Genomic DNA, 14,105 nt, shown 5'->3' with positions numbered 1-14,105 from the left:
ACAAAAGAGGGATGGCCGGCATCAAGATCGCTGTTCTCCTCTGTGCTCCGGCATGTGCCCGCGTCGTCGCCGCGACGACCTCCACGCACCACTCCCCGGCATGCCGTGAGGCGCATCCTCGACCAGCCACTGGCCGCCCTGGAAGGTGATCGCGATGCGACCACAAGCACAGCGGTGGCGAGTGGTCAGACGCGTGTGGCGTCGTTCTCCAGCGCGGGGGCGAGGAGGTGGCAGAGGGAGTCGGCCAGCAGGTGGAGGGGGTCGGCGGTGTCCAGCGGCCAGCCGACGGCGATCCATGCGGAGAAGAACGACTCGGTCTGCAGAACGGCCATCAGTGCCCGCTGGCGAGCCTCCGCAGGGGGGACGCCTCGCCAGCGTTCGGAATGGCTGACAAGCATGCCGACATAGCGCTCGTGCGCCTTGATGTACTGCACGCGGCTGTCGTCGAGGCTGCGGAGCGCAGCCGGAGATGCCGCGTTGGCGACCCGGCGGATGGGCGCCATCTCCCGCCAGCGGGCCTCGGCGCCGTTGAGCCACGTCCGGATGTCGGTGCGGGTCCAGCGCGGAAGCGCGGTCAGGTCGGCGTACGCCTCTTCCCTCAAGCCGTACACGCGGTCCACGAGTGCGTCGACGATCTCGGCCTTGCCGGGGAAGTGGGCGTAGACCGTGGCCCGTGTCACCCCGGCGGTCTGCGCGATGTCCTCCATCCGCGCGTCGAGAAAGGACTTCTCGGCGAACACCGTGACGGCCGCGTCGAGCAGTCGGCGGTGCGTGAGGCTCTTCTGCTCTTCACGCAGGTTCTTGCGGGGTGTGGCTTGCATCCGTCCAGTCTCTCCCGCCGTCGCATCAGCAGGGGGAGCCGCGTCCCGGCCGACGGCCCCTGCACGCTGGGACGAAACATGACTTCACTATACGCGGTGTATGGTAAGCCGATGTCGCTATACGTGGTGTATGGCGAACCGGTGGCTTGGAGCCCGTTTGATGAGTGCCGCAGTGAACGAGTCGAGTTCCACGGACACGACGCCCACGTCCCGCCGACAGGTGCTGAAGGCGCTCAGCGGCCTGTTCATCGCCCTGTTCGTGTCGACCCTCAGCAGTACGGTGGTATCGAGCGCGCTGCCGAAGATCATCGGGGCCGTGCACGGGTCGCAGACCCAGTACACGTGGGTCGTCACCGCCACCCTCCTCACCACCACGGCGACGACCCCGATCTGGGGCAAGCTCGCCGACCTCTTCAGCAAGAAGACCCTCGTACAGGCGGCCATCGCCATTTTCGTGCTGGGCACCCTGGCCTGCGGAATGAGCCAGACCGCCGGGCAGCTCATCGCCGCGCGAGCCCTGCAGGGCGTCGGCGTCGGAGGTGTGCAGGCCCTCGTCCAGATCACGCTCGCGGCCATGATTCCGCCGCGGGAGCGCGGCCGTTACAGCGGTTACCTGAGCAGCGTCACAGCGACGTCGACCATCGGCGGGCCGTTGCTCGGCGGCGTCATCGTCGACACCTCATGGCTGGGCTGGCGGTGGTGCTTCTTCATCGGCCTGCCGATCGCCGCCGTCGCGCTCTTCATGCTTCAGCGGACGCTGAAACTTCCCCTCGTCCGCCGCGAGAATGTGAAGATCGACTACTTGGGGGCCACCCTGATCGCCGCGGGCGTCAGTGTGCTGCTCATCTGGGTGTCGTTCGTCGACGACTCCTTCGCCTGGGCGTCGTGGCAGACCGCGGTCATGGTGGGCGGCGGGCTGGCCCTGATCGCCGCGGCCGTGTGGGTGGAGTCACGCGCTTCCGAGCCCGTCGTACCGCTCGCCATCGTGAAGCAGCGCACGACCGCCCTGGCGATTGTCGGCAGTCTCTCCGTCGGTACCGCCATGTTCGGCGCCGCGGTGTTCCTGAGCCAGTACTTCCAGGTCAGCCGCGGCCACAGCCCGACGGAGGCAGGCCTTATGACGATTCCCATGATGGCCGGCATTCTGGTCGCCTCCACGGTCGCCGGCCGGCTCATCAGCCGAACCGGGAAGATCAAACCGTTCGTCATCCTCGGCACCTGCCTCCTCCTGGTCGGATTGGCGGGCCTCGGCACGATCGACGACAAGACGCCCATGGTCTTCCTGAGCGCGTCGATGCTGTGTGTCGGGATGGGGGTCGGCATGACGCTGCAGAACTTCGTGCTCGTGGTGCAGAACGCCGTACCACTGAAGGACGTAGGAGCGGCCAGTTCCACGGTGTCCTTCTTCCGTTCCCTCGGTGGCACGATCGGTGTCTCGGTTCTCGGCGCCGTCCTCGCCCGCCACGTCCAGGACCAGGTCGCGCGGGAGATGGCTTCCGCGGGGCTGTCCGGCGGAGGCGGCGCCGCACAGTCTCCCGCGGTGCAGGAGATCACTCGCGTGGCCTATGGCGACGCGACGGCGCAGATCTTCCTCCTGTCGGCCGCCGCGGCCGTGCTCGCCGTCGTCGCGGCCGTGCTGCTGAAGCCGGTCAGCCTGCGCAGCAGCCTCGATCTGCAGAGGCCGTCAGCTGAAAAGCCGACAAAGGCGATCGGGTGACAGCCTCTGTCATGAGCCCGGGCCGCGTCCGATCGGCCCCGGGGGTACGCGGCCCTGAGCGTTTTCGCGCCGGTCACGGATTCGCTCTTACTTGAGGCCGCTGAGCATGACACCGCGGATGTAGTACTTCTGCAGCAGCAGGAAGAGGACCAGGACCGGCAGGATGCTCAGAACGAGGCCGGCCATGACGATGGGCATCGTGCGGGTCGGGTCGACGTAGTCCTGCAGAAGCTGGATGCCGACGGGCAGGGTCATCACCTCCGGGTTCGCGGTCGAGACGAGCAGCGCCCAGACGTACTCGTTCCAGGCGTCGACGAAGGTCAGCAGCCCGAGCGTCACCAGGACCGGCTTGGTCTGCGGCACCACGATCCGCCACCACACGGCGAACTCGCCGGCCCCGTCGATGCGCGCGGCCTCGAGGACCTCGTCCGGGATCGAGACCATGAACTGGCGCATCAGGAAGATTCCGAAGCCGTTGACGAGGAACGGCATGGCGAGCGCCGTGATGCTGACAGTCAGGCCCGCGCCGCCGCGCCCGAACAGGTCGTTGCCGCCCGCCAGCGGCCAGTGCACCAGGATCAGGAAGTGCGGGATGAAGAAGAGGAACGGGGGGAACATCATCGTCGACAGCACGAGGCGGAAGATGAAGTTCCGGCCGGGGAAGCGGAGTTTGGCGAGCGCGTAGCCGGCGAGTGACGACGTGAGCAGCACCGATCCGGTGATCAGGACGGTGGCGATGACGCTGTTGCGGAAGAGCACCGGCAGATCGAGCTGGTCCATCGCCGCCCGGTAGTTGGACAGGTCGAACGCCTCGGGCAGGAACCGGTACGGCAGCGTGCCGGCTTCGCCGGGCCCCTTGAAGGACGTCATCACCATGTCGAGGAACGGCACCACGGTGAGCACGGCGCCGGTCACGACCACCAGATACGACAACCACGGGAAACGGCGGCGGATCATGCGTCCTCCCCCTTGCGCCGGAAGATCCACAACTGCACCAGGGTGACCGCGAGGACCACCACGAACAGCACGAAGGCGGCGGCGCTCGCCGTGCCCCAGTCGCCGTATCTGAAGGCCTGCCGGTACATCTCCAGTGCGGCCACATTGGTCGCGTCACCCGGCCCGCCCTTGGTCATCACGATGATCAGCGCGAACGACTGCAGGCCGGTGAGGAACTGGGTGATGCACACGAACAGCAGGGACGGCCGCAGCAGCGGCAGCGTGATCTTGAAGAAGACGGTGACGGGCCCGGCGCCGTCGAGCGCGGCGGCCTCGTAGTACGACTCGGGAATCGACTTCAGCCCGGCGGTCAGGACGAGGATCGCCGAGCCGAGCGAGGCCCAGGCCTGTACGACCACGACCGAGGGCAGCGCGGTGTCCGGGTCCTGCAGGAACGCCACCGAACCGAGCCCCAGGGCGTTGAGGACGCCGTTGACCAGGCCGCCCGGCTCGTACATGTACTTCCATACGTTGCCGACGGCGACGACGGTCGTGACGATCGGCAGGAAGTACAGGGTGCGCCACAGCCCCTGGAACCGCAGCTTGCCGATGCAGGTGGCGACGACCACGGAGCCGGAGAGCGCGAGGGCCACGGTGCCCAGGGCGAAGAGCAGCGTATTGGTGAGGATCGGCGCCAGGAACGTCGATCCGTCCGCGAAGAGGCCGGTGAAGTTGTCCGGGCTGACCGGATCGATGTCGCCGAGGTCGAACCCGGACCAGCGGGACATCGACAGCAGCAACGCGAAGCCGAGCGGCAGGATCAGGAAGATCGCGAAGAACAGCAGCGTCGGCGCCAGGAAGAGATAGGCGACGACGGCCTGGCGGCGCCGGCGCCGATTCCGGCTGCGGACGCCGATGGCGGGCTCGGCGGACCGCGGGCTGTGCGCCGCCCGCTCGGTCGTCTCCGGCACCAGGGCGTTCACCATGAGCGTGACATCTCCTGATCGACCTGGCGGCGGGTGGTGCGCAGTGCCTCGTCGACCGACTGCTGACCGGTCCACAAGGCCTCGATGTTCTTACGCAGCAGGGACTTGGCCTGCTGCGCGCCCGGCACGTTCGGCTCCGGCACCGCGTACGCCAGCGCGTCCAGGAACGGGCGCAGGTTCGGATCGCTGCCCGCGCCCAGGAGCGTCCGCATGTCGTCGGCGCGGCCGGTCAGGGAGCCGACCGACACCTGCAGGGAGCTCATCCGGGTCGCCGTCGCGCCCTTCTTGGGACTCTTCACCTTCTCGGTGTTGAGCCAGCGCAGGAACTCCCAGGCCTCGCGCGGGTGCTTGCTGGCCGTGTTGATCCCGAGCATGAAGCCGGTGGAGAGGGTGGCGCGCTTGTCGTCGGCCTCGGGGACGGGCACCGGCGCGACGCCGACATCGCGGTAGTCCTTGCCCATCTGGGCCTTCAGGCTCCCGGTCCACCAGCCGGCGCTGACCACCATGGCCACCTGCCCGGACTGGAACGCCTTGTAGACGTTGATGCCGGGGGCGCTCGCGCCTTTGACGACGAGGCGGTGCTCCAGGTCGAACACGACCCGGCCGGCCGGCGAGTCGATGGCGGTGCTCCTGCCGTCCGCGGAGACGAACCTTCCGCCGGCGGCGTTGAGCAGCGCAAGGGTCTGGCCGACGGTGGTGGAGTCGTCGTAGGTCGACAGTCCGAACCCCTGGACCAGCGTGTTGCCGTACCGGTCCCGCTTGCTGGTGCGGTAAGCCGTCTCCTCCAGTTCCCGCCAGGTGCGCGGCGGGCCGTCGATGCCGGCCTCGCGCAGCAGCCGCTTGTTGTAGTAGAGGGCGTACGTCTGCACCTCGGTGGGGTAGCCGTAGACCTTGCCCCCCACCGACGCGGCGCCGACCGCGGCCTCGCCGTAGCCGCGCGTGATCTCCTCGGCGTGCTCGGACGGAGCGGGCCGCAGGACGCCGGCCTGGACGAGCTGGCCGTTCCACAGGCAGTACGGGTGGATGATGTCGGCGCCCTGGCCCGCGGCCTGCCGGACCATGAACGTGGTCAGCAGGTCCGTGAACTCGACGGCCTTCGTCCGCACCTTGACCCGGTCGTGAGTGGCGTTCCACTCGTCGACCGGGCCCCGCAGGGCCTCCTTGAGTACCCCGCTCGCGTAGTGGGAGAGCAGGGTGAGAACGATCGGATCCCCGGGCCGCCCGGTGCCCTGGTGCGGCGCGGCGCATCCGGAGGCGAGCAGCGCAGAGGGGAGCGCGAGCGCGAAGTGGCGGCGGCTCAGGCCGTCGGTGCGGCGCGGTGGCTGACTGAGGCTCGGGCTGTCGGTGCGGCGCGGTGGCTGACCGGGGCTCGGGCCGCCGGTGCGGCGTGACGGCGTCATCGGGCGGCTTCCCGGCGCATCACGCGGAACACCCGGGTCGTGGTGAAACCGGTCTTGCGGTACAGATGGCCCGCCGGGGACTGCTCGCCGGTCCACAGGAACCACGCGGAGTGCGCACGGCGCGCCCGCATCCGCTCCAGGACCAGGTGGAGCAGGACCTTGCCGAGTCCGGTGCCGCGCATCTCCTCCAGCACGCCGAGCGGGCCGAACCGCTCGTCCACCGATTCGAACGTGCCGTGCATCGCCCAGCCGACCAGGCGGCCCGAGGGGTCCCGGGCGACAACGATCCGGTCGAGCGGCGTGCCCGCGGCCAGACAGTCCCGGATCATGCACGCCCAGTCCGGGCCGAAGTGGTTCCCGGCGAGCGCGAACAGGTCCACCAGGTCGTCGTCGCACGGGGTGGCGAACCGGTAGCCCTGCGCCGTCAGTTCGGCCGAGCGGCGCGCGACATCCTCCGGGATGCGATAGCCGACCAGGCCGCGGTCCATCGCCGTCGCCTCGTACAGCGTGCGAAAGCCCAGGGACTCAAGGAGCCCGGCCGCTTCCGGGTACGCCTCGGCGTCCAGGCCGGGCAGGACGTAGTTCGGGGTGTACGAGGAGAAGTCCACCCGGGTGCGGCCGTGGCCGTGCAGCCAGTCGAGGGCCTCGGTCAGCAGCCGACGGCCGAGGCCGCGTCCGCGGGCGGCCGGGTCGACGAAGAAGAACGGGATCCAGCCCTGCTCCGGCTCCAGGTCGGTGCCGGTCATCGGCGTCAGACGGCGCACCGCGTAGGCGGCGCCGACGACACGGTCACCGGCGACGGCGACCCGGAGCCCCTCGGGATCGAAGTTGGCGTCGAGCAGCACCAGGGAGCGGAAGCGGTCCGGGCTGATGGGGTCGGCCGGCGCACTCCGGCGCCACGTCTCCACCAACTGCGGGCCGTCGCCGGTGCGGAAGCCACGAGTCCCGGCCGGTCGTGCGATCCCGGTCGTCACTGCGACGCGGTCGTCCGTGCTCATCCTTTGCCCCCGTCTGCCGGTGACATCTCGAAGCGGCAGACGGAAATTTACTTGTATGTCCTGGAATTCCGAAACTTCCGTCCGGCGCGGCGCATCTCCCGTGAGCAGGTGCCGCATGGGGCGCATGGGGGCGCGTGGTGACAGCCCACCCGGACCCGACCCGGGAAACGCATTTTGAACATGTTCAGGAAAAGGTTTTGAACATGTTCAACTGTGGGCGTACGCTGCCGCCATGAGCGACAGAGCCGCCCTTCTGAAGGGCATCCGCGCCTGGCTGGCCGCCTTCGTCGTCTGCCTGGTGCTCAGCGGCGCCACGGCCTTCCCCCTGGTGCACGAACTGCGCTGGACCGAGGACCTGTTGCGGGCCCTGTCCGTGCCGGAGCACCTGCCCGGCCTCATGGACTGGATCGAGCGCGTCCGGCACGGGGTCGACGTCGCCGACGCCGAGTACCCCTTCCTCCTCTACGGCACGGACTGGCTGGCCTTCGCCCACCTCGTCATCGCCGTCGCCTTCTACGGGCCCTATCGCGACCCGGTCCGCAACGTATGGGTCGTCGAGTTCGGGATGATCGCCTGCGCCGGGATCATCCCGCTCGCGCTGATCTGCGGACCGGTCCGGGGGATCCCCTTCTGGTGGAGCGTGATCGACATGTCGTTCGGGGTGTTCGGGGTGATCCCGCTGTATGTCGTACGGAAGAAGATCAAGCGGCTCGAGGCGATGACGACGACCCCCGATGCCCTCGCCGTGGCGGCTACTTGAGCGCGGCCATCGCGATCCGCTGGGCCACCGGGTTCATGTCCTCGCTCTTCGCGTCCGTGGAGTTGACCGAGTAGACGAGGGTGCGGCTCAGGTCGCGGGTCCCGGCGATGACCGCGTTGTAGCCGTACCGGCCGCCCGTCTTGAGCCAGTACACCTTCCCCTCGAACTCGAACCGCTGGAGACCCGCGCTGTAGGTGGCGCCGTCGATGCCCGCCGGGACCGTGAACATCTCCCGCAGTTGCGGCTGCGGGACGATGCGGCCCCGGAAGAGGGAGGTGAGGAGCCGTTCCAGGTCCGCGGTCGTGGAGATCATGTCGCCCGCCGCGAACCGGTCCGCCTGGTTCCACTCGGTGACGTCCACGAACTCCGTCGTCTCGTCCGCCTTCTTGACCACCTGGTAGCCGTGGTTGTGCGGGCCGATGATGCGCGGGTCGGTCCCGGGGAAGTACGTGTCCCGCATGCCGGCGGGCGCGAGTACGAGCCGGGTGGCCGCGGTGGCGTACGGCTGCCCGGTCACCTTCTCGATGAGCAGGCCGAGGATCGTGTAGTTGATGTTCAGGTAGTGCTGCCGCTTGCCGGGGCAGAACTCGGGTCCCTTGGCCGCCGCCGACGCCACGACCTGCTGCGGGGTGAGCGTGTCGAAGCGGTGCGCGTACAACTCCTCGAAGGTGTTCCCGAGACCGTCGCCCGCCGGGATGCCGCTGGTGTGGTTGAGCAGCTGCCGTACGGTGATCGGCCGGAAGTCCTTGCCGAGCAGCCCCGGCAGATAGTGCTGGACCGGCTTGCTCAGGTCGATCTTCCGGTCGGCCGCCAGTCGCAGCACGGCCGCCGCCGTGACGACCTTCGTCGTCGAACCGGCCCGGAAGCGGGCGTCGGGGTCCGCCGCCGCACCGCTCGCCAGGTCGTGCACACCCGCACTGCCGCGCCAGCTGCCGTCGGCGCCGCCCACCCGCACGAGGGCCGCGGTCGCGTCGGTGTCCGGGAGGCCGGCGAGCGCGGCGCTCAGGGCCTCGGTGTCCAGGACGTTCGCCTGGTGGGCGGAGGCCGGTGCGGGGGCGGCGAACGCGGGGGCGGCCAGCGGTCCGGCCGCCGTGAGGGCGAGCATGAGAGAGGCGGCGAGGACGGTGGTGCGGCGGCGAGCGCGCATATGAGGGCTCCGGTGGAGGTCGGGTCGGTCGTCGGACGGTTCGTCATGATCTTCCGACGGTGCGCGAACCACCGGATCGTCGGCGAGGAGGGTGTCCGCCCCTGGCTTGACCCCGATCAAATGCCTTACCCAATAAGGGAGTTGCTGGGGGTATCCCCTACGGGTGCCGAAAAAGTGTTATCCAGCGGCCGGCCCGGCCGTCCCCACAGGTGTGATCTCCGACATTGCCGGCAGCGGGGGCGCGGCTGAGAGGGTGCGCGCATGGGAACGGATGTGGACTCGCGGCACTGGCGTGCCACCATCGCCGCAGCGCAGGCCGGGGACCGGCACGCGCTGGACGAACTGGTCGCGGGCTGGCTGCCGCTGGTCTACAACGTCGTCGGCCGCGCTCTGAACGGACACGCCGACGTCGACGACGTCGTCCAGGAGACCATGCTGCGCGCCGTCGACAACCTCGGCTCGCTGCGCGACCCCGACAGCTTCCGTTCCTGGCTGGTCGCCATCGCCATGCGGCAGATCCGCGACCGGGCGCGGCGCAGGACACCGCAGCGCCTCGACGAGAGCGTGCCGCGGAGCGAAGCCGCCGACTTCGCCGAACTCGCCGTGCTCAAGCTCCAGTTGGCGGGCCAGCGGCGCGAGGTCGCGGAGGCGGTGCGCTGGCTGGACGACGAGGACCGGCAGCTGCTGTCCCTGTGGTGGCTGGAGGTCGCGGGCGAACTCACCCGTCGTGAGCTGGCCGCCGCCCTCGGCATCAGCAGGCAGCATGCCGCCGTGCGTGTCCAGCGGGTGAAGGAGCGCCTGGAGGTCTCCCGCGGCATCGTGCGCGCCCTCGACGGCGCCTGCCCGGAGCTGCGCGAGCTGACCGCCCGCCGGCACGGCCGCGTCGACTCCGTCTGGCGCAAACGGCTGGCCCGGCATATCCGGGGCTGCGGATACTGCGGCGACAACCGTGAGTCCGTCGTGCCGGCGGAGCGCCTCCTCGTCGGCATCGCGCTGGTCCCGGTCCCCGTCGGCTTCACTCTCTCCCTCGCCCTCGGCGGCAAGACGGCAGTGGCCGCGACCTCGGTCGGCTGGTCGGCGAAGGTGCTGGGCGCGCTGACCAAGCCGGCCGTCGCGGTGACGGCCGGCGTGACCCTGGCCGCGGGCGGCGCCTACGTCGTCGTACAGACCCCCGACGACCCGCCCCCGCGCGCGGCGGTCGTTCCCACGGCGGCGAGCACCCCCTTCACGCCGTCGGCCACCCCTTCCGTGTCCGCCTCGCCGTCTCCGTCCCCCTCCCCGTCGGGGACCGAGAAGAAGACCACGCTGTACGGCAGTGTCGTCGACGCCGTCGACAAGGCGCCCGACCCGGACACCCGTCCGGCGGCCCTGCCGCGCCGACCCGCGTCCGGGATCACCAGCAGCGGCGGCGCGCACGCCACCATGAACCACCGCGGGGACGGCGTGACACTCAGCGGCCAGGGCTACGTTCTGGTGCGCTGGCAGATCTCGCCGCAGTACCGGGCAGGCAGCCTGGTCATGCCGAGCTGGACCAGCCTGAAGGGCAAGCTCTTCCACGTGGCCTCGGCCGGCGGCCGCCGCATGGACGACCCCGTCAGCACCACCGACGGCTCCGCCACCGGCATGGGCAACGCGACCACCGGCTACGCCGTCCTGCCGTCCGGCACCCAGCAGATGTGGCAGAACGAGTACTTCTACGTCGACGGCAGCGTCACCCTCACCGTGAACGAGCGGGGCGCCGACTACGGCCTCAACGTCTTTCCGACCACCTGGGACGCCGTGACGAAGGACGTCACGACCGGCCCCGACCAGGGCGCGATCCGCTACGGCCTCGTCCGCGACACCGGCGACGACAGCACACCGGTCCCGCAGTACGTCACCCGCGCGACCCCGGCCGACCCGGCGACGGTGGCTCAGCGCTCGCGCGTGTAGCGGTGTAGCGGTCCTGCGCGGCCGGGTGCTGATCGACTGCACCAATCCGGTGGGGCCCGGCTTCCGACCCGGCGGCCCCCGACGGGATCTCGCGGGCCCGCAGCCGTGCGCTGACGGCCTGCCTGCGGACCGTCACCTCGGTCGAGCACCTGGAGAAGGCCGCAGTCGGCCGCGCCGCCTGACCCCGGACGCCCGCGCCGGCCCCCGTCCACCGTGGACGGAGGCCGGCGCGGGCGTGGTCCGGGCCCGGTGAGGGATCGGGCGGGTGGCTCACACCACCCCGTCCTCCCACCACCAGAACTGCGACCCGTAGGCGTACTGGATACGGCTGTCCACGTGCTGCCAGGAGACCGAGTACGTCTCCAGGCCGGAGAAGCCGCAGGTCTCGGCGAGCTTGTAGACCGAGAGCGTGGACAGCCCGGAGACCACCACGTCGGCGGCGACGCCGTAGGTGTGCATGCTGTTCGAGGCTCCGCCCACCGAGGCGTTGTACGAGGTGCTGCGGAAGCCGGAGTTGATGGTGACGGCCTTGTCACCGGCCTTCTTGCGCAACGCCTCCAGCTTGTACATCAGGCGCCGGACGTTCTCCTTGACCTGTGTGGAGGAGACGTTGCCGCCGGTGAAGCCGGCGCCGTCGTGCGAGGAGAACTCGCTGAAGTCGAAGTGGGCGGTCGAACCGTCCGAGGACTCCAGCGCGTTGAGCGCCGACTGGGTGGCCGGACCGGCGATCCCGTCGGCGCTGAGACCGTACGCGCTCTGGAAGCGCTTGACCGCGGCAGTGGTGCCGGAACCGAAGGCGCCGTCGACGGCCACATAGGTCTGCTGGGCGCTGCCGGCGGCCCAACCGGCCACCCGGATCTGGAGTTCGGTGACGTCGGCGCCACTGGAACCCTGGGAGAGCGTCCTGGACCAGCTGTAGGCGGAGGCCGGGGCGGCAGCGGACAGGCCCAGGAGACCGGCGGTGCCGGCCGCGGCGGAGATCCCGAGCGCCCGCCGCAGCACGGCGCGGCGGTCGGGATGCGGACGGGGTGCGATGGTCATGACTGACTCCTCACGGGACGTGGACGGAAGTCGGTGGAAGAAACCAGGAGGAGGAACGCGGGGACCCGAGCGGGACGGCACCGAGCCGGACCGGCCGCTCGGCCCCTCGGCCCGGAAGCAGGTGTGACTCCGCTCGGGCCTCGTCGGGTTCAGGAGGTGACGAGGGCGCGCCAGGTGAGCGGTCCCACGATGCCGTCGGCGGTGAGCCCCTTGGCCGACTGGAAGGAGACGACGGCGTTGTAGGTGTTGGTCCCGAAATCGCCGTCGACGGTCAACGAGGATCCGCCGGCGTTGAGTTCGCTCTGTACGGCGGAGACGGCCGAGCCGGTGCTGCCCTTCTGCACGGTGACGATCAGTTCGGCCCAGGTGAGCGGGCCGACGACGCCGTCCGCGTCGAGCCCGTTGGCCGACTGGAAGGAGACGACGGCGTTGTAGGTGCCGGTGCCGAAGCTGCCGTCGACGGTCAACGCGGCGCCGTGCGCGTTGAGCAGGTACTGGATCGTCTTCACCGTCTGCCCGGTGGTGTCCTTCTGCACCGTCGGCCACGCCGTCGACGTGGAGGTGCCGGTGCCCAGGGCGAGGGCCTGGAGCTGGGCGGTGGTGCCGTTGAAGACGTCCTGGTCACCGGGGAAGGTGCCGGAGTCGGCGTACTGCCAGATGCTCTGGGCGCTCCAGCCGGCCGGCAGGGTGCCGACGCTGGTCGAATAGCGCGCGACCCACAGCGGGTTGGTGGTGGCGAAGGCGCTGCTGTTGCCGGTGCAGGTGGTCCACCAGGAGGTGGTGGTGTAGATCATCGGGTAGCGGCCGGTGAGCGAGTGCATCTCGGTGCTGAACGCCTTGATCCAGGAGACCATGGCGCTTGTGCTGAGCCCGTAGCAGGTGGCGCCGTACGGGTTGTACTCGATGTCGAGGGCCGGCGGGAGGGTGGTGCCGTCGGCGGACCAGCCGCCGCCGTGGGTGAAGAACCAGTCGGCCTGGGCGGTGCCGCCGGAGACGTCGGGCAGCGCGAAGTGGTAGGCGCCGCGGATCAGCCCCGCGTTGTGGGCGCCGTTGTACTGCTGGCTGTAGTAGGGGTTGGTGTAGCTCACGCCCTCGGTCGCCTTGACGTAGGCGAAGGAGGCGCCGTCGTCGGCGACCGACGCCCAGTCGACGCTGCCCTGGTACGAACTGACGTCCAGGCCCAGGGGGTTGGTCGAGGCGGCCGCGGCGGCCTCGACGGTGTCCACGGTGGCGGCCTCGGTCGTGGCCGAGACCGTTCCTTCCAACGAGATGCCGGCGCGGGCGTTGCCGTGGCGGGGGGTGGGCGGCGCGGACCCGGGTCCGGCGGAGCCCGCGGCGAGGGCGGACCCCGGCATGGCGAGCACGAGCAGCAGCACGCCTGCCGGAAGGGCGAGCAGCGCCCCGGGGCGGCGGAAGAGGTCACGGATTCGGAATCGGGCGGTGAGACGAACCTGTCTGTTTCCGGGCAAGGGAATCTCCGAGATCGGCGAGACAGATGTCCTGGCGTTGCACAGACGCATGTACCGTACATGACAGATCGCCCGTGAATCTACGCGCAGAGACAACGGCGGGGAACTGCCGCGGAACCACTCCCCGGCCATGGCGGCACGGCGGAACGCGCACACCGACACTCCGCGAACACGTGCGTTCGCGGAGTGGCCAGGCCCTAACGAGCCCTGTGGCGCAGTGAGTCGAGCAGGTCGACTCGGTTGGTGGTGATGGAGTCCACGCCGATGTCCAGGAGGCGGCGCATGGAGCGGCGGGTGTCGGGGGTCCAGACGGAGAGGAGGTAGCCGTCGTGGTGGACGCGGGCCGCGAGGTCGTGGCCGACCAGCGTGAAACGGTAGTTGAGCCAGCGGGGGCGTACGGCGGCCAGCAGCGCGGGGCGCGGCGGCGCCAGGGTCGTCCAGGTCAGGGCGATCTCGGCGGACGGGTCGGCCGCGCGCACGGCGAGCATGGCCGAGGCGTGGGCGCAGTAGTACACCCGGTCCTGCGCCCCGGCCTCGCGTACGGCGTCCACCACCCGGCGGGCCGCCCGCACGTCCGACGTGCCGGGCAGGTCGACCATCACCCGGCTGTCGCCGGTCGCGGCCAGCGCCTCGGCCAGCGTCGGCACCCCGCCTGCCGTCAGCCCGCGCACCTCCTGTGCCGACAGTGAGCGCAGCGGCCGGTCCTGCTCCCACAACCGCTTCAGCGTCTCGTCGTGCAGCAGCACGGGCACGCCGTCCTTGGTGAGCCGTACGTCGATCTCGACCGCGTCCGCGCCCTGTTGGAGCGCGGAACGCAGCGAGTCGGTCGTGTTCTCACGGAAGCGGTAGGGGTCGCCGCGATGGGCCACGGCCGTCAGGGTCTGCATGGGCCCATTGT

The 14,105-nt window shown here is 70.1% G+C and carries 12 protein-coding genes; 3 read left to right on the top strand and 9 right to left on the bottom strand.

Annotation, left to right across the window (positions count from 1 at the left end; all coding sequences use genetic code 11):
* Positions 1-185 precede the first annotated feature (185 nt).
* Complete coding sequence (locus ABT114_RS24260; RefSeq protein ID WP_351144944.1) at positions 186-821, bottom strand: TetR/AcrR family transcriptional regulator; 636 nt, start codon at positions 819-821, stop codon at positions 186-188.
* A gap of 160 nt (positions 822-981) precedes the next feature.
* Between ABT114_RS24260 and ABT114_RS24255 the strand changes: the two genes are divergently transcribed.
* Complete coding sequence (locus ABT114_RS24255; RefSeq protein WP_351144943.1) at positions 982-2,538, top strand: MFS transporter; 1,557 nt, start codon at positions 982-984, stop codon at positions 2,536-2,538.
* Positions 2,539-2,625: 87 nt separating this feature from the next.
* On the opposite strand, the gene ABT114_RS24250 is transcribed toward ABT114_RS24255, so the two are convergent.
* Genes ABT114_RS24250 through ABT114_RS24235 form a run of 4 tightly spaced genes read right to left on the bottom strand, consistent with a single transcriptional unit; the run spans position 2,626 to position 6,858 of the window.
* On the bottom strand, positions 2,626-3,495 hold the full coding sequence (locus tag ABT114_RS24250) for a carbohydrate ABC transporter permease (RefSeq protein WP_351144942.1): 870 nt from the start codon (positions 3,493-3,495) through the stop codon (positions 2,626-2,628).
* On the bottom strand, positions 3,492-4,460 hold the full coding sequence (locus ABT114_RS24245; protein ID WP_351144941.1) for a carbohydrate ABC transporter permease: 969 nt from the start codon (positions 4,458-4,460) through the stop codon (positions 3,492-3,494). The genes ABT114_RS24250 and ABT114_RS24245 overlap by 4 nt, the downstream gene beginning before the upstream one ends.
* Complete coding sequence (locus ABT114_RS24240) at positions 4,454-5,860, bottom strand: ABC transporter substrate-binding protein (RefSeq protein WP_351144940.1); 1,407 nt, start codon at positions 5,858-5,860, stop codon at positions 4,454-4,456. Before ABT114_RS24240 ends, ABT114_RS24245 begins: the two co-directional genes overlap by 7 nt.
* Complete coding sequence (locus ABT114_RS24235) at positions 5,857-6,858, bottom strand: GNAT family N-acetyltransferase (protein WP_351144939.1); 1,002 nt, start codon at positions 6,856-6,858, stop codon at positions 5,857-5,859. The genes ABT114_RS24240 and ABT114_RS24235 overlap by 4 nt, the downstream gene beginning before the upstream one ends.
* A 232-nt stretch (positions 6,859-7,090) precedes the next feature.
* On the opposite strand from ABT114_RS24235, the gene ABT114_RS24230 reads away from it, so the two are divergent.
* The gene (locus tag ABT114_RS24230) at positions 7,091-7,618 is read left to right on the top strand and encodes a hypothetical protein (RefSeq protein ID WP_351144938.1); all 528 of its coding nucleotides are present in this window, start codon (positions 7,091-7,093) and stop codon (positions 7,616-7,618) included.
* Here the strand turns inward: ABT114_RS24230 and ABT114_RS24225 are convergent.
* Entirely contained in the window at positions 7,611-8,765 is a 1,155-nt protein-coding gene (locus tag ABT114_RS24225) for a serine hydrolase domain-containing protein (RefSeq protein WP_351144937.1), read from the bottom strand. The two genes, ABT114_RS24230 and ABT114_RS24225, sit on opposite strands and share 8 nt — an antisense overlap.
* A gap of 261 nt (positions 8,766-9,026) precedes the next feature.
* Between ABT114_RS24225 and ABT114_RS24220 the strand changes: the two genes are divergently transcribed.
* A complete protein-coding gene (locus ABT114_RS24220) occupies positions 9,027-10,697 on the top strand; it encodes an RNA polymerase sigma factor (protein ID WP_351144936.1) in 1,671 nt (556 codons plus the stop codon).
* Positions 10,698-10,967: 270 nt separating this feature from the next.
* Here ABT114_RS24220 and ABT114_RS24215 read toward each other — a convergent pair whose 3' ends face one another.
* The 3 genes from ABT114_RS24215 to ABT114_RS24205 form a co-directional block, all read right to left on the bottom strand.
* The gene (locus tag ABT114_RS24215; protein WP_351144935.1) at positions 10,968-11,738 is read right to left on the bottom strand and encodes a D-Ala-D-Ala carboxypeptidase family metallohydrolase; all 771 of its coding nucleotides are present in this window, start codon (positions 11,736-11,738) and stop codon (positions 10,968-10,970) included.
* Between the two features lie 149 nt (positions 11,739-11,887).
* Positions 11,888-13,207: a GH25 family lysozyme gene (locus ABT114_RS24210; protein ID WP_351144934.1), complete on the bottom strand. Its 1,320-nt coding sequence runs from the start codon at positions 13,205-13,207 to the stop codon at positions 11,888-11,890.
* A gap of 197 nt (positions 13,208-13,404) precedes the next feature.
* Positions 13,405-14,094 (bottom strand): glycerophosphodiester phosphodiesterase, encoded by a 690-nt coding sequence (locus tag ABT114_RS24205; RefSeq protein WP_351144933.1) that lies wholly within the window; start codon positions 14,092-14,094, stop codon positions 13,405-13,407.
* Positions 14,095-14,105 lie beyond the last annotated feature (11 nt).

It is taken from the genome of Streptomyces sp. NPDC002088 (assembly GCF_040296605.1).
Classification (GTDB): Bacteria; Actinomycetota; Actinomycetes; order Streptomycetales; family Streptomycetaceae; genus Streptomyces.
The sequence above is the reverse complement of the archived record's forward strand: the minus strand, read 5'-3'. Positions and strand labels throughout refer to the sequence as shown.